This is a genomic window from Synechococcus sp. SYN20 (assembly GCF_014279555.1).
GTDB lineage: Bacteria > Cyanobacteriota > Cyanobacteriia > PCC-6307 > Cyanobiaceae > Synechococcus_C.
This window is the reverse complement of sequence record NZ_CP047959.1, coordinates 2,198,737-2,222,733: the sequence shown is the minus strand read 5'-3', so window position 1 is coordinate 2,222,733 and position 23,997 is coordinate 2,198,737. Positions and strand designations below refer to the sequence as shown.

General features: G+C 56.7%; 26 protein-coding genes. 14 read left to right on the top strand and 12 right to left on the bottom strand.

The genetic code is table 11. The features are described from left to right. The first annotated feature begins 28 nt into the window (after nt 1–28). The 10 genes from SynSYN20_RS11850 to SynSYN20_RS11810 all read left to right on the top strand — a co-directional run bounded on the left by SynSYN20_RS11850 (nt 29) and on the right by SynSYN20_RS11810 (nt 10,500). Nucleotides 29–4,126 carry a DNA-directed RNA polymerase subunit beta' gene (locus SynSYN20_RS11850; RefSeq protein WP_186523822.1) on the top strand — a complete coding sequence of 1,366 codons (4,098 nt, stop codon included), beginning with the start codon at nt 29–31 and terminating at the stop codon, nt 4,124–4,126. Between the two features lie 67 nt (nt 4,127–4,193). Beyond that, nucleotides 4,194–4,346 (top strand): high light inducible protein, encoded by a 153-nt coding sequence (locus tag SynSYN20_RS11845; protein ID WP_186523821.1) that lies wholly within the window; start codon nt 4,194–4,196, stop codon nt 4,344–4,346. Further along, nucleotides 4,343–5,383 (top strand): 23S rRNA (adenine(2503)-C(2))-methyltransferase RlmN, encoded by a 1,041-nt coding sequence (gene rlmN, locus SynSYN20_RS11840; RefSeq protein WP_186523820.1) that lies wholly within the window; start codon nt 4,343–4,345, stop codon nt 5,381–5,383. Before SynSYN20_RS11845 ends, rlmN begins: the two co-directional genes overlap by 4 nt. Before the next feature lie 33 nt (nt 5,384–5,416). Continuing rightward, nucleotides 5,417–7,183, top strand: coding sequence for a sodium:solute symporter family protein (locus tag SynSYN20_RS11835; protein WP_186523819.1), 1,767 nt, complete (start codon nt 5,417–5,419; stop codon nt 7,181–7,183). A gap of 29 nt (nt 7,184–7,212) precedes the next feature. Beyond that, nucleotides 7,213–7,338 (top strand): hypothetical protein, encoded by a 126-nt coding sequence (locus tag SynSYN20_RS14555; protein WP_255476261.1) that lies wholly within the window; start codon nt 7,213–7,215, stop codon nt 7,336–7,338. 24 nt (nt 7,339–7,362) lie between these two features. Next, nucleotides 7,363–8,172 carry a HEAT repeat domain-containing protein gene (locus tag SynSYN20_RS11830; RefSeq protein WP_186523818.1) on the top strand — a complete coding sequence of 270 codons (810 nt, stop codon included), beginning with the start codon at nt 7,363–7,365 and terminating at the stop codon, nt 8,170–8,172. A gap of 78 nt (nt 8,173–8,250) precedes the next feature. Further along, a complete protein-coding gene (locus SynSYN20_RS11825) occupies nt 8,251–8,454 on the top strand; it encodes a DUF2997 domain-containing protein (RefSeq protein WP_186523817.1) in 204 nt (67 codons plus the stop codon). Continuing rightward, a complete protein-coding gene (locus SynSYN20_RS11820; RefSeq protein WP_186523816.1) occupies nt 8,454–8,846 on the top strand; it encodes a DUF1257 domain-containing protein in 393 nt (130 codons plus the stop codon). Before SynSYN20_RS11825 ends, SynSYN20_RS11820 begins: the two co-directional genes overlap by 1 nt. After that, a complete protein-coding gene (locus tag SynSYN20_RS11815) occupies nt 8,839–9,276 on the top strand; it encodes a ferredoxin (protein ID WP_186523815.1) in 438 nt (145 codons plus the stop codon). The genes SynSYN20_RS11820 and SynSYN20_RS11815 overlap by 8 nt, the downstream gene beginning before the upstream one ends. 6 nt (nt 9,277–9,282) lie before the next feature. After that, nucleotides 9,283–10,500 carry an aldo/keto reductase gene (locus SynSYN20_RS11810; protein ID WP_186523814.1) on the top strand — a complete coding sequence of 406 codons (1,218 nt, stop codon included), beginning with the start codon at nt 9,283–9,285 and terminating at the stop codon, nt 10,498–10,500. On the opposite strand, the gene rsmG is transcribed toward SynSYN20_RS11810, so the two are convergent. After that, on the bottom strand, nt 10,476–11,240 hold the full coding sequence (gene rsmG / locus SynSYN20_RS11805) for a 16S rRNA (guanine(527)-N(7))-methyltransferase RsmG (RefSeq protein WP_186523813.1): 765 nt from the start codon (nt 11,238–11,240) through the stop codon (nt 10,476–10,478). The genes SynSYN20_RS11810 and rsmG overlap by 25 nt on opposite strands. 62 nt (nt 11,241–11,302) lie before the next feature. On the opposite strand from rsmG, the gene SynSYN20_RS11800 reads away from it, so the two are divergent. After that, the gene (locus SynSYN20_RS11800) at nt 11,303–11,833 is read left to right on the top strand and encodes a J domain-containing protein (protein ID WP_186523812.1); all 531 of its coding nucleotides are present in this window, start codon (nt 11,303–11,305) and stop codon (nt 11,831–11,833) included. After that, complete coding sequence (locus SynSYN20_RS11795) at nt 11,805–12,041, top strand: DUF3143 domain-containing protein (RefSeq protein WP_370586683.1); 237 nt, start codon at nt 11,805–11,807, stop codon at nt 12,039–12,041. The genes SynSYN20_RS11800 and SynSYN20_RS11795 overlap by 29 nt, the downstream gene beginning before the upstream one ends. 4 nt (nt 12,042–12,045) lie before the next feature. Here the strand turns inward: SynSYN20_RS11795 and bioA are convergent, their stop codons facing one another. The 6 genes from bioA to SynSYN20_RS11765 are packed head-to-tail and all read right to left on the bottom strand — an operon-like array spanning nt 12,046 to nt 16,841. Beyond that, complete coding sequence (gene bioA, locus SynSYN20_RS11790) at nt 12,046–13,338, bottom strand: adenosylmethionine--8-amino-7-oxononanoate transaminase (protein ID WP_186525629.1); 1,293 nt, start codon at nt 13,336–13,338, stop codon at nt 12,046–12,048. 44 nt (nt 13,339–13,382) lie between these two features. Continuing rightward, nucleotides 13,383–13,538, bottom strand: coding sequence for a hypothetical protein (locus tag SynSYN20_RS11785; RefSeq protein WP_186523810.1), 156 nt, complete (start codon nt 13,536–13,538; stop codon nt 13,383–13,385). Continuing rightward, on the bottom strand, nt 13,538–14,200 hold the full coding sequence (bioD, locus tag SynSYN20_RS11780) for a dethiobiotin synthase (RefSeq protein WP_186523809.1): 663 nt from the start codon (nt 14,198–14,200) through the stop codon (nt 13,538–13,540). The genes SynSYN20_RS11785 and bioD overlap by 1 nt, the downstream gene beginning before the upstream one ends. Continuing rightward, complete coding sequence (locus SynSYN20_RS11775) at nt 14,197–14,952, bottom strand: methyltransferase domain-containing protein (protein ID WP_186523808.1); 756 nt, start codon at nt 14,950–14,952, stop codon at nt 14,197–14,199. Before SynSYN20_RS11775 ends, bioD begins: the two co-directional genes overlap by 4 nt. Then, a complete protein-coding gene (locus SynSYN20_RS11770; RefSeq protein WP_186523807.1) occupies nt 14,949–15,674 on the bottom strand; it encodes an alpha/beta fold hydrolase in 726 nt (241 codons plus the stop codon). Before SynSYN20_RS11770 ends, SynSYN20_RS11775 begins: the two co-directional genes overlap by 4 nt. Before the next feature lie 6 nt (nt 15,675–15,680). Further along, nucleotides 15,681–16,841 carry an aminotransferase class I/II-fold pyridoxal phosphate-dependent enzyme gene (locus tag SynSYN20_RS11765; protein ID WP_186523806.1) on the bottom strand — a complete coding sequence of 387 codons (1,161 nt, stop codon included), beginning with the start codon at nt 16,839–16,841 and terminating at the stop codon, nt 15,681–15,683. A gap of 48 nt (nt 16,842–16,889) precedes the next feature. Here SynSYN20_RS11765 and SynSYN20_RS11760 point away from each other — a divergent pair, with 48 nt between their 5' ends. After that, nucleotides 16,890–19,625 carry an RNA helicase gene (locus SynSYN20_RS11760; RefSeq protein WP_186523805.1) on the top strand — a complete coding sequence of 912 codons (2,736 nt, stop codon included), beginning with the start codon at nt 16,890–16,892 and terminating at the stop codon, nt 19,623–19,625. Between the two features lie 5 nt (nt 19,626–19,630). On the opposite strand, the gene fumC is transcribed toward SynSYN20_RS11760, so the two are convergent. The 4 genes from fumC to SynSYN20_RS11740 all read right to left on the bottom strand — a co-directional run bounded on the left by fumC (nt 19,631) and on the right by SynSYN20_RS11740 (nt 22,749). Then, the gene (gene fumC, locus SynSYN20_RS11755) at nt 19,631–21,022 is read right to left on the bottom strand and encodes a class II fumarate hydratase (protein WP_186523804.1); all 1,392 of its coding nucleotides are present in this window, start codon (nt 21,020–21,022) and stop codon (nt 19,631–19,633) included. Beyond that, entirely contained in the window at nt 21,019–21,120 is a 102-nt protein-coding gene (locus SynSYN20_RS11750; protein WP_115070580.1) for an adenylosuccinate lyase, read from the bottom strand. Before SynSYN20_RS11750 ends, fumC begins: the two co-directional genes overlap by 4 nt. A 4-nt stretch (nt 21,121–21,124) precedes the next feature. Beyond that, complete coding sequence (gene purB / locus SynSYN20_RS11745) at nt 21,125–22,420, bottom strand: adenylosuccinate lyase (protein WP_186523803.1); 1,296 nt, start codon at nt 22,418–22,420, stop codon at nt 21,125–21,127. A gap of 65 nt (nt 22,421–22,485) precedes the next feature. Further along, a complete protein-coding gene (locus SynSYN20_RS11740; RefSeq protein WP_186525742.1) occupies nt 22,486–22,749 on the bottom strand; it encodes a hypothetical protein in 264 nt (87 codons plus the stop codon). A gap of 98 nt (nt 22,750–22,847) precedes the next feature. On the opposite strand from SynSYN20_RS11740, the gene SynSYN20_RS11735 reads away from it, so the two are divergent. Next, complete coding sequence (locus SynSYN20_RS11735) at nt 22,848–23,666, top strand: TlyA family RNA methyltransferase (protein WP_186523802.1); 819 nt, start codon at nt 22,848–22,850, stop codon at nt 23,664–23,666. Here SynSYN20_RS11735 and SynSYN20_RS11730 read toward each other — a convergent pair. Beyond that, entirely contained in the window at nt 23,655–23,993 is a 339-nt protein-coding gene (locus SynSYN20_RS11730; protein WP_186523801.1) for a P-II family nitrogen regulator, read from the bottom strand. The genes SynSYN20_RS11735 and SynSYN20_RS11730 overlap by 12 nt on opposite strands. Nucleotides 23,994–23,997: the final 4 nt, after the last annotated feature.

Below are 23,997 nucleotides of genomic sequence, written 5' to 3'. Positions count from 1 at the left end.
TTCCCTTTCCTTCTGTTTAAGCGCTGTCATGACCTCTACACCCTCCAAATCCCGCAAGTCTGCGAAAGCTGCCAAGGCTGCTAAGGCAGCAGCAGCTGCTCATGCAAAATCTCGAGCACTAACTAAAACACCGCCTCCCTTCCGCAATCGCGTTGTTGATAAGAAGGTCCTAAAGGAACTTGTTGCCTGGGCCTTTAAGAATCACGGAACGGCTGTTACTGCGTCGATGGCGGATCAACTGAAGGATCTGGGTTTCAAGTACGCCACTCAGGCTGCCGTTTCGATTTCGGTCAACGACCTGAAGGTTCCTGCTGCAAAGAAAGAGCTGCTCGCTCAAGCTGAAGAGCTGATTACGGAGACCGAGGAGTCCTACCGGCTCGGGGTGATTACAGAGGTTGAGCGTCATACCAAGGTGATCGACACCTGGACGGAGACCAACGAGCGTTTGGTTGATGCTGTCAAAAAGAACTTCAACGAAAACGATCCGCTCAACTCGGTCTGGATGATGGCCAACTCTGGGGCTCGGGGCAATATGTCCCAAGTCCGTCAGCTGGTGGGCATGCGCGGTTTGATGGCGAACCCTCAAGGGGAGATCATTGACCTGCCGATCCGCACCAATTTCCGTGAGGGACTCACGGTCACGGAATACGTGATCTCCTCCTACGGCGCCCGTAAGGGTCTTGTTGATACCGCGCTGCGTACGGCTGACTCCGGCTACCTCACTCGCCGTTTGGTGGACGTCGCTCAAGACGTGATTGTTCGTGAGGACGACTGCGGCACCATGCGTTCGATCGTGGTTAAGGCAGAGGACGGTCGTTTTGGTAATCGCCTGGTCGGACGATTGACCGCTGATCAAGTGCTTGGAGCTGATGGTGAGGTGATCGTTGAGCGCAACACCGAAATTGATCCACCCCTCTCAAAACGCTTTGAAGCTGCAGGTGTCTCCGCGCTGACGGTTCGTTCTCCGCTGACTTGTGAAGCCAATCGTTCCGTATGCCGGAAGTGCTATGGCTGGGCTCTTGCCCATAATCACTTGGTTGACTTGGGCGAAGCGGTTGGAATCATCGCCGCTCAATCCATTGGCGAGCCTGGTACCCAGCTCACCATGAGAACGTTCCACACTGGTGGTGTGTCAACTGCTGAGAGTGGAGTGGTGCGCTCAAAATTGGAAGGCACTGTTGAATTTGGCTCGAAAGCGAAAGTGCGTCCTTATCGCACACCGCATGGTGTGAATGCACAGCAGTCTGATGTGGACTTTTCGCTCACGATTAAGCCCAGTGGAAGTGGCAAGCCACAGAAGATCGAAATCACGAATGGTTCACTTCTGTTTGTTGATGATGGTCAAAAGATTGCCTCTGACGTGACAGTGGCAACCATTGCGGCTGGTGCTGTGCAGAAGAGCGTTGAGAAAGCAACTAAAGATGTGATCTGCGACCTGGCTGGTCAGGTCAGCTATGACCCCACCATTCAGCCCCGCGAGGTGACTGACAGGCAGGGCAACATCACCCATAAAGCTCAGCGTCTGGGCCGGATGTGGGTTCTTGCTGGTGATGTATACAACTTGCCTCCAAATGCGCGCCCAGTTGTTTCGTCAGGTGGGTCCGTCATCCCGGCTCAGGTGCTTGCTGAAGCCAGTCAAGCCAGTGAGTATGGCGGTGCGATTCGCTTGCGTGAAGCCTTGGGTGATTCGCGTGAGGTGCAGATCGTTACGACTTCAATGACGCTCCGCGATTTCAAACTTCTCGGCGAATCAACCCACGCTGGTGAGATCTGGAATCTTGAAGCAAAAGATGGTACCCGTTATCGCCTGAATACCATTCCTGGAAGCAAAATCGGCAACGCAGAGGTGATTGCTGAACTGGCTGATGATCGCTTCCGCACACAAACCGGCGGATTAGTGAAATTTGCACCGGGACTTGCAATTAAGAAAGCTCGTTCCGCCAAAAATGGTTACGAGGTCAATAAGGGCGGCACCTTGTTGTGGATTCCTCAGGAAACGCATGAAATCAACAAAGATATTTCTTTGTTGATGATTACTGATGGTCAATGGATTGAAGCCGGCACCGAAGTGGTGAAGGACATTTTCAGTCAGACCGCAGGCATCGTGAGTGTGACTCAGAAGAACGATATTCTTCGCGAAATCATTGTTCGCAGCGGCAGTTTCCATCTCTGCACAGAGAAGAAAGCGCTCGAGCGTTTTCAGGGCGATGGCGTCATGGTGAATCCAGGCGAAGCAATCGCCAAGGGCATCAGTACCGACGCCATGGTGTTTGTTCAGGCCGTTGAAACCCCTGAGGGCACTGGCCTATTGCTCCGTCCTGTTGAGGAATACACCATCCCCAATGAGGCCCAGCTGCCTGATTTGGGCCATGTCAAGCAGCCCAATGGTCCCCATCTCGGGATCAAAGCAACGCAACGTTTGGCCTTTAAAGACAACGAGTTGGTCAAATCAGTTGAAGGGGTTGAGTTGCTGCGAACTCAATTGATGTTGGAAACGTTTGAGACCACTCCACAGATGACTGTGGATGTGGAAGCGATTCCCGATAAGAGGGCCAAAACGATTGAGCGTCTCCAACTCGTGATCTTGGAAAGCATCTTGGTTCGTCGTGACACCATTTCTGATTCCAGTCATGGCTCAACTCACACCGAGCTCCAAGTCGAAGACGGACAATCCATCAAGGCGGGTGATGTAGTTGCAACCACGCAGATTCTCTGTAAGCAGGCTGGTGTCGCTGAGATGCCAGAAGCCACAGAAGAGGAGCCTGTCAGACGTTTGATCGTTGAAAGGCCTGAGGACACGATCACGATCAAGACCTCTGGAGCCCCTGTCGTCACCGTTGGACAGCGTTTGGTGGATGGTGAAGAGCTGGCTCAGGGTCAGCCTTCAGATTGCTGTGGTGAGGTGGAGCAGGTGAGCGCTAGCTCCGTCACCATGCGTTTGGGGCGTCCTTACATGATTTCGCCTGACTCGTTGTTGCATGTTCGCGATGGAGATCTTGTCCAGCGCGGTGATGGCTTGGCTCTTCTGGTCTTTGAACGTCAGAAAACTGGTGACATCGTTCAGGGTCTACCTCGTATTGAGGAGTTGCTCGAGGCAAGGCGTCCACGTGAGTCTTCGATCCTTTGCAAAAAGCCAGGCACCGTAGAAATCAAACAGGGAGAAGACGATGAGTTCACCACGGTGACCGTGATCGAGTCCGACGATGCGATCGCTGAATACCCGATCCTGCTTGGTCGGAACGTGATGGTGAGTGATAGCCAGCAGGTGAACGCTGGTGAACTTCTGACTGACGGTCCTATCAATCCCCATGAGTTGCTTGAGTGCTTCTTTGAGGACCTGCGCAGCCGTAAGCCTTTGATGGATGCGGCTCAGGAAGCGATTGCCAAGCTTCAGCATCGCCTTGTGACCGAAGTCCAGAACGTCTACAAGTCGCAGGGCGTGTCGATTCACGACAAGCACATCGAGGTGATTGTTCGCCAGATGACCAGCAAAGTTCGGATCGAGGATGCTGGTGACACCACGCTTCTTCCCGGAGAGTTGATCGAACTCCGTCAGGTGGAAAACACCAATCAGGCGATGTCGATTACGGGTGGAGCGCCTGCCGAATTCACGCCAGTTTTGCTTGGTATTACTAAGGCATCGCTCAACACCGACAGCTTCATCTCTGCGGCTTCTTTCCAAGAAACCACGCGTGTGCTCACTGAAGCGGCGATTGAGGGTAAGAGCGATTGGTTACGTGGTCTCAAGGAAAACGTGATCATCGGTCGCTTGATTCCCGCATGTACAGGCTTCAGCGGTTTTGAAGAGGAGTTAAGAGCGGAAGCTGGTCCTCATCCCGATATCCTCTCGGAAGATCCTGCCGGCTATCGCCGTATGCAGAATCTTCGCCCTGATTACACCGTTGATATGCCTGCAGCTCCTGCCGCTAAATCGACAGCTTTGTTGGACGATCCCAGCGCCGCAGACCTAGAGGCCACTCGCAGCCGCCATGGCATTGAGGCAGAGGCCAGTAATTTTGCTGCCTTTACCCGTCCAGATGCCGATAACGAGCTTGCAGAAGAGCAAGTTCTTGACCCGGCAGCGGTTGAAAATCTGCAGGAGCAAGGTCTCCTAAGCGATGAATGATTCTTTCGCTCCTTTTGTATGAGCGGCTCTTGCCGCTTCAAACTGTTGCTCCTTACCGGTGTTGCTCATGATTGAGCCCTCCTTGATCCCAAAGCGGAAACTTCCCCGTTTTGGCTTCCATACCCACACTGAAAAGCTGAATGGTCGGGCCGCCATGCTCGGCTTCATTGCCCTTTTGATTGTGGAGTTCAAAATTGGTCATGGCTTGTTGATCTGGTGATCAGCGCGCTTCTCGGTCGAAGTAAGTCCGAGCTTGAAGAGTGGGCTGTTGCCCAGGGCCAGCCAGCATTTCGCGGCCGGCAGCTCCATGATTGGCTTTATGCCAAAGGGGCTCAGGATCTTCAGGGCATCACGGTGCTGCCCAAGGCATGGCGTGCATCCCTTCAAGAGAATGGGGTGTCGGTGGGGCGTTTGCATGAGCAAGAGAGACGTGTGGCAGCTGATGCCACCACCAAATTGCTGTTGGGTACCGAGGACGGAGAAACCCTAGAAACGGTTGGAATCCCTACCGATCAACGTCTCACGGTGTGTGTATCGAGCCAGGTCGGATGCCCGATGGCCTGTCGTTTTTGTGCCACTGGCAAAGGAGGGTTGCAACGCTCCCTAGCGGGACATGAAATTGTTGCCCAGGTGCTCAGTATCCGAGAGGTGATGGAGCGTCGTCCCTCTCATGTGGTGTTCATGGGTATGGGTGAGCCTTTGCTCAACATTGAGGCTGTGCTCGAGTCGATTCGCTGCATCAATGACGATCTGGGCATTGGTCAACGCCGGATCACAGTGAGCACCGTTGGAGTGCCGCACACCCTTCCTCGGCTTGCAGACCTAGCGCTCAAACAGTTAGGGCGGGCTCAGTTCACGCTGGCCGTGAGTCTTCATGCGCCGAATCAAGCGTTGAGGGAAGAGTTGATTCCTACGGCGAAGACCTATCCCTACGACGCACTTCTGGACGATTGTCGTTATTACCTCCACAAGACGGGGCGGAGGGTGAGTTTTGAGTACATCCTGCTTGGTGGGGTCAATGATCATCCGCATCACGCAGCCGAACTCGCTGATCGGGTGGGTGGTTTTCAGAGCCATGTGAATCTGATTGCCTACAACCCCATTGAGGAAGAAGAGTTTCAGCGACCTACCGCTCAGAGGATTGAGGGCTTTCGGCGCGTTCTTGAGCGTCGTGGCATCGCTGTGAGTTTGCGAGCTAGCCGCGGCTTGGATCAGGATGCTGCTTGTGGACAGTTGCGTCGCAATCGACGGTCTTAGAGGAGACTGCGAAAGCAGACTTAATTGGATCCGATGGCACCGATTGACTGGTTTTTGCTGGTCTTTTATCTAATTGGAACCTTGTTTCTTGGGCTTTGGCTGGCTCGACGCAATCAGGGGGAAGATGATTATTTCGTTGCTGGACGCAGCCTGAGTGGTTGGTTGGCAGGCGCTTCGATGGCTGCCACTACTTTCTCGATCGATACACCGTTGTATGTCGCGGGCTTGGTGGGCACTAGAGGCCTGGCAGCGAATTGGGAGTGGTGGGGGTTTGGTCTTGCTCATGTGGCGATGGCTGTGGTGTTTGCTCCTCTTTGGCGCCGCAGCGGCGTGATGACAGATGCAGCCTTTACAGAACTTCGCTACGGAGGAGCGACGGCGGCTTGGCTGCGGGGCACGAAAGCCTTTTTGCTGGCCCTTCCGATCAATTGCATCGGCATCGGTTATGCGTTTTTGGCCATGCGAAAGGTGGTGCAAGCGCTAGGGATTGTGTCCGATCAGCCCATGCCAGCACTCGGCGGTCTTCCCGACACGGTGCTGTTGTTGATGATCGTGGCTTTGTTGGTCCTCGTGTACACGGTGGCCGGTGGCCTTTGGGCCGTTGTGATCACTGATTTTGTGCAGTTGATTTTGGCGATGGTGGGGGCTCTGGCTGTGGCTTGGGCTGCCATTCATGCCGCTGGCGGGATGGATGCACTGCTCACCAGCCTCAACGAATTGGGTCGTCCCGAGGTGTTGTCGCTTGTCCCTTGGCGCTGGACTGACTCTGGTTTCGATTGGATTGGAGGGGCAGGCATCAGTGCTTCCACCTTCTTGGCTTACCTCACGGTGCAGTGGTGGAGTTTTCGACGTAGCGATGGCGGTGGTGAATTCATTCAACGGATGCTTGCCACCCGCGATGAACGTCAGGCGCGGTTGGCGGGCTGGGTGTTTCTTGTGGTGAATTACCTGCTGCGCAGCTGGCTTTGGGTTTTGGTGGCTCTTGCGGCTCTGGTTCTGCTGCCCGATCAGGCGGATTGGGAATTGAGTTATCCGGCTCTGGCGGTGGCCTACCTCCCGCCTGTGGTGCTTGGTCTCGTAGTGGTTTCCTTAGTGGCTGCCTTTATGAGCACGGTTAGCACCTCTGTGAACTGGGGTGCCAGTTATCTCACCCACGACCTCTATCAGCGCTTTGTGAAGCCTGATGCTTCTCAGAAAGAGCTGCTCTTTGTTGGACAGGCCACCAGCGTTCTTTTGTTGGTGTTGGGGGTGTTAACGGCTTTGATCAGTGACAGCATCGGCACCGTGTTCCGCCTGGTGATCGCGATCGGGACTGGGCCTGGTGTGGTCTTGGTCTTGCGTTGGTTCTGGTGGCGAATTAATGCTGCTGCAGAGCTGTCATCGATGGTGTGTGGATTCTTTGTTGGCTTGGCCACCTCTGTGATCCCCGTTCTTCAAATTTCGGACTACGGGCTCAGGTTGATGGTGACGACTGCCATCACGGCAGTGGTTTGGGTGGTGGTGATGTTGCTCACTCCTCCGGAGTCAGCGGAGGTGCTTGAAGGGTTCGTCCAGCGCGTTCAGCCCCCAGGACCTGGCTGGAGTCGTTGGCGGCGGCGCTGTGAGGTGGAGGCTTCTGAATCACTGCGAGATCTCCTCACTCGGTTTGTGCTGAGTAGTTGTGTTCTGTTTGGGGCGCTGCTTGGCTCGGGTGCCTTCCTTCTGCACCAGCAAGTTGCAGGTTGGTCCGGTTTAATCCTCACGGTTGTGTCCCTCTCTCTCCTTTTGCGAGCGCGGCAGTCGCGCCTTGCCGTTGAGTGACCCTTCAGAATGAATGGAAAACTAGAACCGTGAGTTTTTTTCGCAGCACCATTCTTCCTGTTTTGATCGTGGCTTTATTTGGCCTCGCTCTGTTTGCGGTGAGTGCACGTATCTGGTTGCCTGGCGACATGCTTGCGCCAGCTCCTATCAGTTGACCTGATGCTTCTACGATCAATGCCATGACCGATCGCCCGCCCCTGGATCGTGAATCACGTGTGGCCAATCTGGCCATCGATCCTGACGTGCTCGCCCGTGAGCTTGAAGCTGAACAGGTGGGTGATCCCCTTGATGAAATTGATCTCGATGATCCAGAGCAGGATGCCCTAGAGGCCATTCGTCAGTGTGATGAAGCTCTGAATTGGTTGCAGCAAGGTCATGATCAGCGGCTCCAAGGGTTGCGCGTGTTTTGTGAACATCGAGATCCCCGTTCGGTTTCGCTTCTGCTGCCCCTCTTAGAGGAGGTGTGCCCCGTTGTGCGCATGAGCGCTGTCTACGCCCTCGGTCGGAATCCCTCCCCCCCTGCTGTGGGACCCCTTCTGAAATTGCTGCAGGAGGACAGCAATGCCTATGTGCGCAAAGCCACGGCATGGAGTCTTGGTAATTATCCGGATGCACCAGTGCTGAATCCCTTGATTCGCGCCTTGCAGACCGATGTGGCGGCTGTGCGCTTGTGGGCGTCTGTTTCTCTCGCTGAAGCTGGTGTGACCTCTGCGGCAAAGGCAGATCCGGCGGCAGGCCAGTTGCTGATTAGCTTGCGAATCGACAGTGAGTCCGTGGTGCGAAGCAATTGCATCTGGGCTCTCGGCCGCTTGCTTGAACATCTTGTTGAACCCCGTCGCCTCGAGGTGATTGAGATGTTTGTCCGTGCGCTTTTGCATGATCGTGAAAGGTCTGTTCGCGATGAAGCCCGCACGGCTCTTGAGCAGATGGAATCCCCCGATGTATTGGATCGCCTCCAAACCTTGATGGACGAAGGATTGTTCAGCTGATACGACGTACTGACACGACCCCCCATCAGCTTCGCGTTCTCGCCCTTAACATGTGTTCATTGTTGGATGTTGTGGTGCATGCCTGAGCGCACGCTTCGTTTCCGAATTCGTCCTGACGGTCCCGTCGAGGAACAGGTGGAAGGCGTTGAAGGTGACGCTTGTCTGCAACTGACGGAACGGTTGGAATCAGCCTTAGGCACGGTGGAACGCCGTCAGTCAACGTCTGATGCCTTCGTTACAACCCAAACCCAGTCCCAGTCACAGTTCGTAGAGCCCTCCTGATGTCCCATTTCAGTACTGTCAAAACAGAACTTCGCCAGCGTGAGTCCTTGGTCTCCGCCCTCGAGGATCTTGGTTACGAGCCCAAACAGGGAGGCCATCCCGTCCGGGGTTATCGCGGCCAAACCGTGGAAGCCGAATTGGCGGTCACACTTCAGGATTCTGCTGATTTTGGTTTTGTTTGGAATGAAGCCAATGGTGCCTACGAGTTCGTGACCGATTTGGATCTGTGGCGCCAGTCAATGCCGATCGAGCGGTTTTTATCTCGTCTTACACAGCGTTATGCCCTCAACACGGTATTAAAGGCTTCTCTTACCGAGGGCTTTGACGTTGCTGAGCAGCGTGATTGCCAAGATGGGTCGATCGAACTTGTTGTGACCCGTTGGGATGCCTGACTCGCAGCGGGCGAGGGATCACTCCGTGAACGACTCGTCCGGTAACCCCTCTGCTGCTTACAGCGCATCCTCTCTTGAGGATAATCAATCCACTGGCATGGAACCGGTTCTGGGTGGTGCCCTCGCCGAAAAAGCTGTCTGGGTTGATGAAGCTGTTTGTATTGGTTGTAGGTATTGCGCTCACGTGGCCTGCAACACCTTCATTATCGAGCCCAATTTGGGACGTTCCCGAGCGATTCGCCAGGACGGTGATAGCTCTGAGCGCATTCAAGAGGCGATCGAAACTTGCCCTGTGGATTGCATTCACTGGGTTGCCTTTGATGATCTCAAGGGCCTACAAGCGCAGCTCGATTCTCAGGAGCTTCTTCCGCTCGGGTTGCCTTCGCCCGCGCGCCCACGACGGATTCTCCCCCGGCAGCCGCAAGACTGAACTGCGATGACATCAACGGCTTCCCTGGCATTACCAACCCGACGCTTTGGTCGCACTGAGCTGGCCATGCCCGTGCTTTCACTAGGGGGTATGAGGTTTCAGCAAAGTTGGTCGGATCTTGAGGCTGACGTGATTACTCAGGAGGCTCAAAGCACGGTAGAAAACACTCTCCACCATGCGGTGGAGCTTGGATTTCACCATCTGGAAACGGCGCGTTATTACGGCAGCTCCGAGCGGCAACTTGGCTGGGCTCTTCCGCATTCGCCTGATCCAGATCGCATTCTTCAAACGAAGGTGCCCCCCCGAGACGACCCTGCGGTGTTTGAAGCTGAGCTTGAACTCAGCCTGGAGCGCTTAAACGTTCAGCGAATCGAGTTGCTGGCGATTCATGGCATCAACAGGTTGGATCATTTGGAGCAAACGCTGCGACCAGGCGGCTGTATGGAGGTAGTGCGCCGCTGGCAGCGAGAGGGCCGTATCGACCATGTGGGCTTCTCGACGCATGGTGAAACAAGCGTCATCGAAGCTGCGATCAACTCTGACGCCTTTGATTATGTGAATTTGCATTGGTACTACATCCGGCAAGACAATGAACCAGCGTTGGCCGCAGCCCAACGCCATGACATGGGAGTGTTCATCATTAGTCCCACCGATAAAGGTGGGCATCTGCATACCCCTTCACAGCTGTTGAAGCAGCTCTGCGCCCCCCTTCACCCGATCGTGTTTAACGATCTGTTTTGCCTGCGTGATCCACGCGTTCACACCATCAGTGTTGGTGCATCCAGGCCAAGTGACCTCGATCTTCATCTTGAAGCTGTGCGTCAACTCGATACAGCTGGATTGCTCATCGCCCCGATTCATGATCGGTTGCAGACTCAAGCTCTACGGGCCCTTGGTGAGCCTTGGTTGATGACCTGGCGTGAAGGGTTGCCCCATTGGAAGGACACTCCCGGGGGTATCAATCTCCCCGTGTTGCTCTGGCTCCACAATTTGATTGAAGCTTGGGACCTCGAGGGGTATGCCAGGGCGCGTTACGGAATTCTTGGTCATGCAGGACATTGGGCCCCTGGTGCCAACGCCGATGCCCTGGATCAAGAGGTCAGTGAGACAGACCTCCGCAATGCTTTGGGCCAAAGTCCCTGGGGTGAAACGATCCCAGGATTGCTAAGGGGTTTAAAGGAACGGGTTGGCGGCGTTCCTCAGGAACGTTTGTCGTCTGCCTGATCACCAAGGGGAAGACGGCTAGGGAGACCAACGGGTCGGGGATAGATCTTGGGGCAGGGTTCCAAGGGTTCAATGCGAACCAATGTGCGCAGCCCCCGACCAGCCGGCAGGTTGATCTGCTTGCAGTCGGCAAGCTTGGCTTTGAGAGGAACCAAAGCTCGCTTCAGGTTGGCTTCGTCGTCGTGACTCCAGTGGCCGCGATAGAGCAGCGCCTGGCCTTGATGGGCCAGAAGGGGCACGAGATACTCCGCCACGACGGGGGGTGTGGCTACAGCTCGGGCCATCGCTAAATCGAACCTCCCACGACAGGAACGCTCCTGACCCGTGATCTCAATGCGCTCGGTGCGGACGTCCACGCGAGCTCCTAAACCAAGCGAGTTGGCCATTGATTTCACCGCCGCAGTTTTGCGGCCGACTGAGTCGACAAGAGTGAGAGTGGTACCGGGTAGGGCGATGGCGACAGCGAGGCCAGGAAACCCGCCTCCAGTGCCTACGTCAATGCAGCGACGCGGTAGATCTGGGGCACGTAGCTCATGTTTGAGCGGCCAAAGACTGTCAAAGACCTGGGCAATCCAGAACTCTTCGTTTTCCACCAATCGGGTGAGATTCACCCTGCTGTTCCAATGACGCAGCAGGGATTGCAGCTCTTTGAGTTGAGAGAGCTGAGTGTCATTGGGCTGCCAGCCCAGACAGTGCCATAGGTCAGGCCCGGCATCAGAAAAGCTGTTTGCTTCTGGCATGGCTGCCAGGGCAGCGACTCTTCCTACAATGCACCCTCGTGATTCGGCTCGAAAGGGACGTGATGTCGACCTCGACCCATTACGAACGGTTAGGAGTCGGCCGCGGAGTCGACGCCGAGACCTTGCGTCGCGCCTTTCGACGTCTCAGCAAGTCGGTTCATCCCGACACCACGACGTTGCCTGCCGTGGAAGCAGCTCGCCAATTCCAGCTGCTGCGTGAGGCCTATGACCACTTGTCTGATCCTTCGTTGCGTCGGCTCTATGACGCTCAATTAATCCAGCAAGATCAGCTCTTTCAAGAGCAGTACGCTCCGCTGCCTTCCCCAGCAACGGCGTCTCCAACGGAGATTGGTGAGCGACGACCGCTCTCAGGAGGGGAGTGGTTATCGCTGTTGATGTTGCTTGGGGCCTTGCTTTTGTGTTTATCGCTGGGGGTCGGGGTGGCCTGGAGTCGTGGTATGGAACTTCAGGTTCAGCCGAGTTGGCTGGTGGCCGAGCAGACTCCAAAGGAGCCGTTGATTAGGGATGTCCTTGATGGTGTCGATGCCTCCAGCAGAAACTCCTTTGAATCAGCATTCGCTGCAGGCCCTTGAGCTCTGGCTTCAGCAGCTTGGAGCGCAGCGGCTAGAGGATGATCCCTGTGGCTGGTTATGGACGGAACAGGGATGGATGGCTGAGATACGTCTGCAACAAACGGATCTCGCGGTGATCTGGAGCCCAAAAGAAGCGCCTCGCCCTTGCGTGTTTCCTTACGGACTGTCTCGAGCCGATGTCGAGGCGGCCCTGCGGCTGGGTCCATGAGGGCTCAGCTCGTTGCTGGTTTCTGCAGAAGGTCGAGCGCCTCCTGGAGAACGGAATAGCAGTGATCGAGCTGCTCATCGCTGATGCAAAGAGGTGGAAGCAGGTACACCACTTGGCCGAGGGGCCGCACCAGTACACCCCGCTCTCTTGCCAGCCGGCGCAGCACTTTTCCTGCAGGGTTTAGGTAGCCCTCTTGGTCGCTGACCACGAGATCAAAAGCGGCAATCGTTCCTGTCACGCGAACACGCCTGATTCCTGGGTGGCGTGCCAAAACCTCTAAGCGCGATCGATGCCTCGCTTCGAACCCCAGGTACCTGTCAGGTTCTGCTTCGAGTAGATCCAGACTCGCGTTCGCTGCGGCGCAGCCCAGGGGGTTGGCGGTGAAACTGTGGCCATGCCAAAGCGTCAAGCTCGGGTCCTTGCCAACGAAGGCGTCAAAGACAGCGCCGCTTGCCATGGTCACTCCCATGGGAAGGAATCCAGCGGTTAGTCCTTTGGATAGCGCGACAAGATCAGGTTTGATGCCTGCCCGCTGGGTCGCCAAAAAATCGCCGCAACGCCCAAATCCTGTAAGGACTTCGTCGGCAATCAACAAGGTCTCAGCGTTGCGAACGCGCTTTTCTACCTCTTGAAGAAAGGTGGGACGCACCATGCTCATCCCGCCGGCGCCTTGGACAAGCGGCTCGAGGATCACAGCAGCGGTTGGAGTCTTGAGTGCTTCTTCGAGCTGGTTCAGTGCTGTTTGTTCATGCTGTTCAACGTGATCGTCGTCCCACCACGTCGCTGGCCATGGAATGCGGGCGACCGGAAATAACAGTGGGTCAAAGGGTTCACTGAAAAGGCTGCGAGCTCCGACGGCCATCGCTCCAAACGTATCTCCGTGATAGGCGCCGTCGAAGGCGATGATCTGCTGTCTGGGCTCTCCTTTGTTGTGCCACCACTGAATGGCGATTTTGAGTGCCACCTCCACGGCGGTAGAGCCGTTGTCGGAGAAAAAGACTCGCTCCAATCCAGTTTTGGCTGCTAATCGATCGGCGAGACGTTCGGCTTGAGGGTGGGTGAATTCAGCGAAAATGACTTGCTCAAGGGTCTCGGCCTGACGAGCGATTGCGTCTGCGACATGAGGGTGGGCATGGCCATGCAAGGTGACCCACCAGCTGCTGATCGCATCAATTAATGGAGGCCCTTCATCGCGGTAGAGAAGAGCCCCCTCTCCGCGAAGCACCCTCTCTAAAGGAGGCGTTGTCGAGACCTGGGTGAACGGAGGCCAGAGGTGGGGATGGTGGTTCTGAGGCACTTCGTCGTCGCAACTGCCAGTGGATGAATTCGTCTTTGCTGAGCTCAGCGGCACATTTCACTGTTTTGTTCAGATTCCGTGGCGATCGGGCCACAGTTAAACCAACGCACAAACCCGACTTCTACATCGGTGAACAACACCAAAATTCCTGCGCAAAGGAAGGCAACAGCCACAGCGGCTCCGGTTTGACGGCGATTCATCAAGAAGCCTTTAAACGATTGATCTCGGTTTCGACCTTAGCTTTCACGTTCTGAACCTGCCATTGCCTGGCAAGGGCCGCGGCATTCAGTTGTTCCAGTGGTGGTAATTCGCATAGCAAAGGGACATCGCCGAGTTCATTCAGGGTGCGGGGATTGTCGGCATGGGAAGGGCCATTGATCACCAGCCCAAGGATTGGAATGTGCCGACTTCTCAGTGCTTCCAAACTGAGAAGCGTATGGTTCAAGGTTCCCAGCTCACTGCGGGCTACCAACACCACCGGAAGCTGCCACCGTTGCAATTGTTGGATTTGCAGCCAGTGGCGTGTGAGTGGCACCATCAGGCCTCCAGCGGTCTCCACCACCAACGGTTGATCGATGGCTGGCAACTGGAGCTGCTCGGGGTCAATGCATCGCCTCTCTTGTTCAGCAGCCCAGTGCGGTGAAACGGGAGCTTGAAATGCATAGGCTTCTGGTTGCCAACGCTCCTCTGAAAGCTCCAGAAGATCGATGACCCGTTGACGATCACCACCGCCTTCCGTTCCGCTTTGGACCGGTTTCCAATAAGTGGCTTCTAAGCCTTGAACAAAGAGGGCGCTAACGATTGTTTTTCCGACATCGGTGTCTGTTCCGCAAATCACCAATCGAAGGGGAGGCGTATTCATCTCTCGATCACCAGGATTTGGATCAACCAGGTCAATCTGACTTGCCCTTCAGCAGATCGCTCAGGCCAGTGGGCGCTGAGCTGACGCCATTGCTTCACGCTGAGAGCTGAGTGGGTGCTGGTCCCGGCGCCAATGGTTTGCATGGGCCTTAAGAGAGCCGTGATGTGGCTGGCTTGTTCGCTAAAGCAGAGCTGTTGTTGTTGCCTGACCTGCTGTTTCGGTATCGAGGCCAGCAACGCTTGGGTCGTTGGAAAGGACAAGGCCGAGCAGGGGACTGCCGCTTGGTGTGCCGCTGCCTGCCATTGCGGGAAGCAGCCTTCAACCGGCAGCGCCACGATTAACCACCCACCAGGGGCTAGACACTCGAACCAGTTCTGCAGTCTTGTGCCGGGATCGGACAACCAGTGGAGGCAGAAACTGGAGGCGATCAGCGTTGGTGCGTCGTCCCAGGATTGGAGGGGCTGATTCAAATCCCACAGCTGCGTGTGGTCTGGACGGGAGTGGCGGGCCAGCATGGATGGGCTTCCATCGATGCGTTCCACCACCCTGCCGGGGTTCCGTTGTTCGATGGCATCGGCAAGCAATCCCGTTCCACTTCCGAGATCCAGCCATCGACCTGATGGAATGGGGAGTCGCTTGCAGCACCCGGCGAGTCGCCAGGCCATAGCCGTTTGCAGACGGGCTGCTTGGTTGTATTGGGTTGCTGCGCCATCGAAGCGTTGTAGAACCTTTGCCCCCCAGGAGTTGCTCATCGCTCTTCAGGGATCTGATCGAGCCATCGCTGGATGCGCATCAGTAGATCTGGCACCAACAGTGCATGCCCGCTATCGGGCATGCACCAGTGCTCTGCTGGATGCTGCAGTCGGGTCTCAACTGCATCGCGCAGCTCTTGTCTGGCGACTGGCACCACGATTGCGTCTTGTTCTGCCTCTACCACCAACACTCTGGTTGTTGCTTGCAGCCCTGGCGGTAACTCTGCGCTTGCGATCAGCCGATCCAAGTCGTCGGTTAAGCGTTGACGCCCCTGGCTGGACAGTCCCTCATGGATTGGGCCGTGTGAGAGGCAGTCTGGCGGCGATGGCGCTGCCGCCCGCCTTAAAAAGGTCGTGAGCATCTCGGCCTCAGCTTCGCTACCAAGGCAGCGGCGCATGCTCTTCAAGCCGGTGTTGAGCGCGCGACCTTTGGCTCCTTGCGGCACAAATCTGGAAAAACTTGCCAGCAACACCACATCGGTGGCCTTGGCAAATACGGCATCTGGGAGCAGATGCGGCCCTAGGGAGTGGGCAATTACTACGCGGCGTTGCAGCTTTATTGGATCTTGGTCGTCTTGCCAAAAGGGCATGTGCTCCTGGCGCTTGCCATAACCACGCTCACCGCTTTGCCAAGACCAATGGTGATGCTTGAAATGCCGGATCCAGGGCGCCCATGAATGGCTGTCTCCGCTCCAGCCGTGCATAGCGATGACCTGTTTCATCGGGACCTATCGGCTCAGAGAGAGGGCTTGAAGCAGCGTGTCCAATGTCCCATCGGGCAGGAGCCGACGTACGACAAGGCGTAGTCGGGCCGTTCCTTCGGGAACGGTGGGGGGACGGATGGCAATGCTCAACAGCCCTGCGGCTTCGAGGGTTTGTTGGCGATCAAGAGCTGCTTGGTCCGAACCGATCACGAGGGGGAGAATCGGACCTGCTCCGCCTGGACGGGTCCATCCAGCGGCAGCGAGAGCGGAGCGCCACTGTTGGCTGGTTGCCATCAGCTCTTCCGACCAATGGGGATGGCGTTGCATCAGCGTTAATGCTGCAAGAGCTGCTGCGGCAAGGGATGGTGCTAACGCTGTGGTGTAGCGAAAGGCTCCACTGGTTTGGAGCAGGGTTTCGCCGAGGTCTGCATCGCAGGCTAGAAAGGCTCCACTGCTTCCAAAGGCCTTCCCAAAGGTGCCACTGAGCATGGTCACAGCCTTGTGAGGGAGGGCATAGCTGAGACCACGTCCCCCATCTCCCAGGACGCCCAGGGCATGGGCTTCATCCACCAGGAGTCGGGCAGCGTGGCTGGAGCAGAGCTCTGCCATGGCGCTCAGGTTGGGACTGGTGCCCTCCATGCTGAATAGGCTTTCCGTGATCACCAGCGGTTGTTGTCCTGGGTGCCGATCCCGGCAGCGCTCCAGTTTGCGGTTGAGATCGATGAGGTCGTTGTGGGCAAAGCGCTGTAGCCGCGCACCACTGGCTTGCACTCCAGTGAGTAAGGAGTGATGACAGAGCCGGTCAGCCAGTACTGGCGTACGGCGGTCGGCGAGTGCAAGAACGGCGGCAAGATTGGCTTGAAATCCGCTTGGGTAGAGCAGAACGCGATCTCGGTTCAACCACTGCGCTAGCTGGTGTTCCAGTTGGTCATGCACCGGGCGGCTGCCGCTCACGAGCCGGGACCCACCGGCTCCTACCCCGCTTCGCTTGATTTCTTCTGTTGCTGCCGCGATGAGCTCTGGGTGCTGAGCCAGATTGAGGTAATCGTTGCTGGCTAAATCCACCAGACAACGCGGCTCCCCATCGCCTTGATCGGTGGCATGGACTGGAAGCAGCCCTGATCCATTTGGATTGGGCCTCCACGTGCGGAGTTGACGTCGGCGTGCTTGAGACGGGCTGCTCATGTTGGCCAGTTTGCTGCTCCCTGCTCGCGCAATCCCTAGGATTCAACGATGGTGTCACCGGATGTTTCCCAGCTGTTTCCATTCCCTTTAGATGGGTTTCAGTTGGAATCGATTGATGCCTTGAATCAAGGCCATTCCGTTGTGGTGAGTGCTCCCACGGGATCTGGCAAGACGCTGGTAGGCGAGTACGCCATTCATCGGGCGATTGCCCATGGTCAAAAAGTGTTCTACACAACACCTCTAAAGGCCTTATCCAATCAAAAGTTGCGCGATTTTCGCGAAGAGTTTGGAGCCGAAAATGTTGGCTTGATGACGGGTGACCTGAGCGTTAACCGTGAGGCTCGAGTGGTGGTGATGACCACCGAGATTTTCCGCAACATGCTTTATGCCGAGGTGGATGAGCATGACGATCCGCTTGCCGATGTGGAGTCGGTCGTTCTCGATGAATGCCACTACATGAATGATTCTCAGCGGGGCACCGTCTGGGAAGAATCGATCATCCACTGTCCACCCTCAGTCCAATTGGTGGCGTTATCCGCCACCGTTGCCAATGCGGGGCAACTCACCGATTGGATCGAGAAGGTGCACGGTCCGACACGTTTGGTGCTCAGTGATTTTCGTCCGGTTCCTCTGCAGTTCAGTTTTTGTAGTGCGAAGGGTCTCCATCCACTTTTGAATGAACAGGGGACTGGAATCCATCCCAATTGCAAGGTTTGGCGTGCTCCAAAAGGGCACAAGCGCAAAGGTCGTTCGCCAAGGCCGCCTCAGCCGGAAGCACCGCCGATCAGCTTTGTGGTGGCCCAAATGGCGCAACGGGAGATGCTCCCCGCCATCTATTTCATTTTCAGTCGACGTAATTGTGACAAGGCCGTGCGCGACCTTGGGGTTCAGTGTTTGGTCACGGAGGCCGAGCAAGCCATCATTCGCGATCGGCTTGAGGCCTATACAGCCGCAAATCCTGAGGCTGTACGCGATGGCCTGCATGCAGATGCGTTGCTACGCGGGATTGCTTCCCATCACGCCGGAGTGCTGCCTGCTTGGAAAGAGTTGATTGAGGAGTTATTTCAGCAGGGGTTGGTGAAGGTGGTGTTTGCCACCGAAACATTGGCGGCGGGCATCAATATGCCGGCGCGCAGCACGGTGATCGCATCGCTCTCGAAGCGCACAGAACGGGGGCATCGCCCCTTAATGGCCAGTGAGTTTCTGCAAATGGCTGGTCGCGCGGGCCGTCGCGGTTTAGACACGCAGGGCTACGTGGTGACCGTTCAGAGTCGATTTGAGGGGGTACGTGAGGCGGCTCAGTTGGCTACAAGCCCTTCTGATCCGTTGGTGAGTCAATTCACCCCCAGCTACGGCATGGTGCTCAACCTGTTGCAGCGTCATGACCTAGCTAAGGCAAGAGAACTGGTGGAGCGCAGCTTTGGCCGCTACCTCGCCAGTTTGGATCTGGTGGAGGAAGAAGATCATCTGGGTGAGTTGCGGATGCAGCTGGCCCAACTGCAAGGCACGGCCGGTGATGTGCCGTGGGAAGACTTTGAGGAATACGAGAAATATCGTGGCCGTCTCCGCGAGGAGAGACGTCTGCTCAGGATTCTTCAGCAGCAGGCTGAAGAAACCCTGGCCCACGAACTGACGATTGCCCTTCAGTTCGCAAGCGTTGGATCGTTGGTCAGCCTCAAATCCCCTCGGCTGCGTGGGGGGGTAACGCCGGCCGTGATCGTGGAGAAATGCGATGGCCCTGGGCAGTTTCCCTTGTTGCTTTGTTTAACGCAGGACAACGTTTGGATCCTGTTGCCCTGTCAGGGGGTGGTGAGTTTGCATGCGGAATTGAGCTGTTTGCAAGTTGATGGCGTGATGTCACCTGATCTCAGCCGTTCCGGTGAGCTCCGTCATGGCGATCAGGAGAGTGGACGTTTGGCTTTGGCGGTGGCACATATGGCACGTCGTCATGACATGACCACCGCTCAGTACGACTTGGCTGGCGAAGTGTTGGATCAAGTTCGCCTCGTCCAGGAGTTGGAAGATCAGCTAGAGGGGCATCCGGCTCATCGCTGGGGAGATCGCAAGCAACTCAAGAAGCACCGGCGACGCATGGAAGATCTCGAACATGAAATCGGTGAGCGTCAGCAATTGCTCCATCACCGTTCCAACCGGCATTGGGAGACATTCCTGGCTCTCATTGAGATCCTGCGGCATTTTGGCTGCCTGGATGACTTGGAACCCACGGAAATTGGTCGCACCGTAGCCGCTCTTCGTGGCGACAACGAGCTCTGGCTAGGCCTGGCACTGATGAGCGGTCATCTCGATGAATTGCCTCCAGCAGAACTTGCCGCTGTGTTTGAGGCGATCAGCACGGAGGTGAATCGCCCAGATCTATGGAGTGCATTCCCGGCCCCTCCTCTTGCCGAAGAGGCCTTGCATGATTTGTCAGGGATCCGTCGGGAGCTTCTGCGGGCTCAGGAGCGCTTCAAGGTGGTGGTGCCAGCTTGGTGGGAGCCTGAATTGATGGGCTTGGTGGAGGCTTGGGCTAAGGGGACAAGCTGGAATGATCTGATCGCTAACACCTCTTTGGATGAAGGCGATGTCGTGCGGATCATGCGGCGCACAGTGGATCTCTTAGCCCAGGTGCCTTATTGCGAGGCGATTAGTGAGCAGCTGCGCAAGAACGCCCGTGCGGCCTTAACTGCGATTAATCGTTTCCCGGTTGCCGAGGCTGATCAGGTGCTCAAGGCCGCGGCTGCCGAATCCAGTGGCCTCAATGCAGCGACTGAACGGGCGGCCTGAGCGGATCAAGGGTTTGTCATGGCTGCAGGGTCAATAATGCGATCGAACTCCTTCGCACTCACATAGCCCAGCTCTAGGGCCGCATCGCGCAGGCTTGATCCCTGCTCGTGGGCGTACTTAGCGATCGCACTGGCCTTGTCGTAACCGATCACAGGTGCCAGAGGCGTTACGAGCATCAGGGATTGCTCCACGTCGCGTTGGATGCGACTGTGGTTGGGTTCGATGCCCTCCACCATGGCCACCCTGAAGAAATGGCAGGCATCGGTGAGCAGCTTGATCGTCTGCAGCAGGTTGAAGCCGATCAGAGGTTTGTAGACATTCATCTGCAGGTGGCCGCCTGCCCCGGCGATCGCAACGGCCGCATCGAGGCCGATCACTTGGGTGCAAACCATGGCCATCGCTTCGCACTGGGTGGGGTTCACCTTGCCAGGCATGATCGAACTGCCGGGTTCGTTCTCAGGTAAGTGCAGCTCCGCTAAGCCGGCACGTGGGCCGCAGGCGAGGAGACGGAGGTCGTTGGCGATCTTCAGCAAGCTCACCGCGAGGAGTCGCAGCTGGCCCATGGCATTCACCAGTCCGTCATGGCTTGCCATCACAGCAAATTTGTTTGGTGCTGAGACCAAGGGCAAGCCGCTCAGGCGTGCCAGTTCAGTCGCTGCCTGGTCTGCAAATCCGTCTGGGGCATTGAGGCCCGTTCCAACGGCGGTGCCGCCGAGGGGGAGTGGGTACAGCTCCTGCAGTGATCCTTCGATCCGGTTCCTGGCACTGCTGAGTTGATCGCGCCAGGCCGAAGCTTCTTGGCCAAGGGTGAGCGGCACCGCATCCTGTAGGTGGGTGCGGCCAATCTTCACGATGTCTTGCCAGGCCTCACACTTGGCGGCAAAAGCATCGCTCAAACGTTGGACTTCCGGCAGCAGTCGGTGTTCAATGCCGGCGGCAGCAGCGATGTGGATCGCTGCTGGGAAGGCGTCGTTGGTCGACTGAGAGCGGTTGACGTGATCGTTGGGGTGGACCGGCTGATGGCTTCCTAATGGCTCCCCTTCGCTCAGCGATATCAGGTTGCTGATCACCTCATTGACGTTCATGTTCGTTTGGGTGCCGCTACCGGTTTGCCAAACCCTCAGGGGGAATTGATCGTCGTGATGCCCCTCGGCAATGTCAGCAGCCACTTTCACGATCAGGTCGCGTCGGTGGTCATCCAACACGCCAAGGCGAGCGTTCACGATCGCCGCCGCCTGTTTGATTTGCGCTAGGGCATGGATTAGATCAACAGGAACGCGGTCATCGCTGATGGCGAAGTTCTGGAGAGAGCGCTGGGTCTGTGCCCCCCAGAGGGCCTCAGCTGGCACCTCCACCGGCCCCATGCTGTCGTGTTCGGTCCTAGTTGTTTGGGTCATGACTTTGCGTCAGGGCGAAGCACCAGCACGATGATGAGCAGCATCCCACTCACGCTCACCACCACGTAAATCCAGTCGGCATAGGGAGTCCAGAACATTCACTCAGAGTCCGAGTCGGTCCCAGACCACCCCCAGGTTGGCTTGGTGCAGCTCGGTGCTGAAGCACTCCGCCAGTTGGTCTGCATTGAGCTTGTTGCTCACCTCAGGATCGCTCTGAAGGTTGGCGCGGAAGTCACCACCATTGGTGTTCCAAGCGCTATGGGCATTGCGCTGCACCACGGCGTAGGCATCCTCACGGCTCATTCCCCCATCCACCAGGGCGAGCAGGACTCGTTGGCTGAAGACCACGCCTCCATAGACGTTCATGTTGCGGACCATGTTTTCTGGGTACACCCCGAGGCCAGAGATGACGGCGGTCATCTCACGCAGCATGAAGTGCAGGGTCACAGAGCAGTCCGGCAGCATCATCCGTTCCGTTGAGCTGTGGCTGATGTCACGTTCGTGCCAGAGAGCCACGTTTTCAAGGGCTGCCACCACGTAGCTGCGCAGCACGCGCGCTAAACCGCTGATCCGTTCGCTGCGAATTGGGTTGCGTTTATGGGGCATGGCCGAGCTTCCTTTCTGTCCTTTGGCGAAGCTTTCTTCAACCTCCAGAACATCGGTGCGCTGCAGGTTGCGAATCTCGGTGGAGAAGCGATCGAGCGAGGCTCCAACCAGGGCGAGGATCTGCACGTAGTCGGCATGGCGATCGCGGGAGATCACCTGGGTGCTCGCCGTGTCGGGAGTGAGGCCGAGGATCTCGCAGGTGAGCTTTTCCACCTCTGGATCCGTATTGGCGTAGGTGCCCATCGCTCCGCTCACCTGCCCTACCGCCACATCACGCTCTAGGCGAGCCAGACGCTCATGATTGCGGCGGGTTTCAGCCAACCAGCCAGCCAGCTTGAATCCAAAGGTGATCGGTTCGCCATGGATCGCATGAGAACGGCCGATCATCACGGTGGCTTTGTGTTCCGCCGCCAGCTTGGCAATCGCGGCGTCTAAGCCTGCTAACTCTTTGCGCAGCAGCGCGACGGAGGCTTTCAACTGCAGCGCCAGGCCCGTATCAAGGACGTCGCTACTTGTCATGCCGACATGGATGTAACGCCCGGCATCGCCAACGTGCTCATTCACATTGGTCAAGAAGGCGATCACGTCGTGGCGGACCTCGGCCTCGATCTCAAGGATCCGCTCCGGTTCAAATGCCGACTGTTCGCGAATCGTTTGCATCGCGTCCTTGGGGACACGACCAAGCCTGCAGTTGGCCTCACAGGCTGCAACCTCAACATCCAGCCAACTTTGGTACTTGGCCCGGTCTGTCCAGATCTCGCCCATCTCGGGCAGGGTGTATCTCTCGATCAAGGGCCAGCGCGTGGCGACAACTCAACCAATGTATGGCGCTGAAGGCTTGGACATTGCGCGTGGCGTTAAGCGGAGGTGAGACGGCGATGCTCAACTTCCCACTGAACGTTCTGTCCCCAGGCTTGCTGACGCACCCAGCACAGGCCGCCACGACATTCGATTACTTGAAAGGGAGGCAGATCTGTAGGTTGGTTGTCGAGGGTGACGAATGAGCCTGGAGCGAGCAGTTCGAGAACGCGGTTCGACGCCTCGCAGGATTTGCGACAAAATTTGGCCCGAAGGGATGGGCGTCGTCCGCTTTTGATGTTGACAACGTTGTTGGCTGACACGGACTTGCGTGCGGCTTCGCAAGATTTTCAGGGAGGTCTGCTGAACTCCTGGTAGAACTCCGGTATTTGTTTCGGTTTCACGGTGCTTTTATGCCGAAATGGCTCGTAAACAGCGTTTAGATCTCCACATGCTGACTTTGGGCTTGGTGGCATCCCGTCAGCAAGCACAACAGCTGATTCGTGCCGGCAAGGTCAGAGACCATCGGGGCCAGCTGCTCGACAAGCCAGGTCACACGGTTTTGCCCGATCTCGAATTGATCGTGGAGCAGCCTCCCCGGTTTGTTTCAAGAGGGGGTGAAAAGTTGCTGGCAGCGCTGGAGGCTTTCCCTGTCTCGGTGGAGGGGCGCACCTGCCTTGATGGCGGAATTTCGACGGGTGGCTTCACCGATTGTTTGCTGCAACACGGGGCCAGTCGGGTTTATGGAATCGACGTTGGCTATGGCCAGACGGCCTGGAGTTTGCGCATCGATGAACGTGTTGTTCTCAGAGAGCGCACCAATTTGCGTCGACTTAGCGCAGCTGAGCTGTATGGGCCTAATGACGTCCTCCCCACTCTGGCTGTCGCAGACGTGTCGTTTATATCCCTCGCACTCGTCCTTCCAGCAATTCGCGCCTTGCTGCAACCGCAAGGGAGCGAAGCGTTGGTGTTGGTGAAGCCCCAGTTTGAGGTGGGACGCGATCGGGTGGGAAAAGGGGGGGTGGTGAGAGATGGTTTAGCTCACCGGGACGCGATTGCATCAGTGATCTCTGCAGCAGATTCCCTGGGATGGAATGCCCAGGGAGTGGTGGGGTCTCCGATTACCGGTCCCGCTGGCAACCATGAATATCTGTTGTGGTTAAGCGAGCTTGAGCCACAACAGATCTCGGACGAAAAGGTTCAGCAGGTGGTTCAGGACACGCTGGAATCAGAGGGCTGAGCTGTCACGATCACCGGTGCGAATGCGCACGACGGTGTCGACAGAGGAGACAAAAATCTTGCCGTCGCCGATCTCGCCTGTTTTCGCTGCTTCTGCAATGGCGTTGATCACAGCATCGACGCGGTCATCGTCAATCACAACCTCAACTTTCAGCTTCTGCAAAAACTCAACAGTGAATTCAGAACCGCGATATCGCTCCACTTGCCCCTTCTGACGACCAAATCCGCGCACTTCGCTCACGGTCATGCCAACGATGCCAGCATTAACCAAAGCCAATTTCACATCTTCAAGCTTGAAGGGACGGATGACGGCTTCGACCTTTTTCATGGGT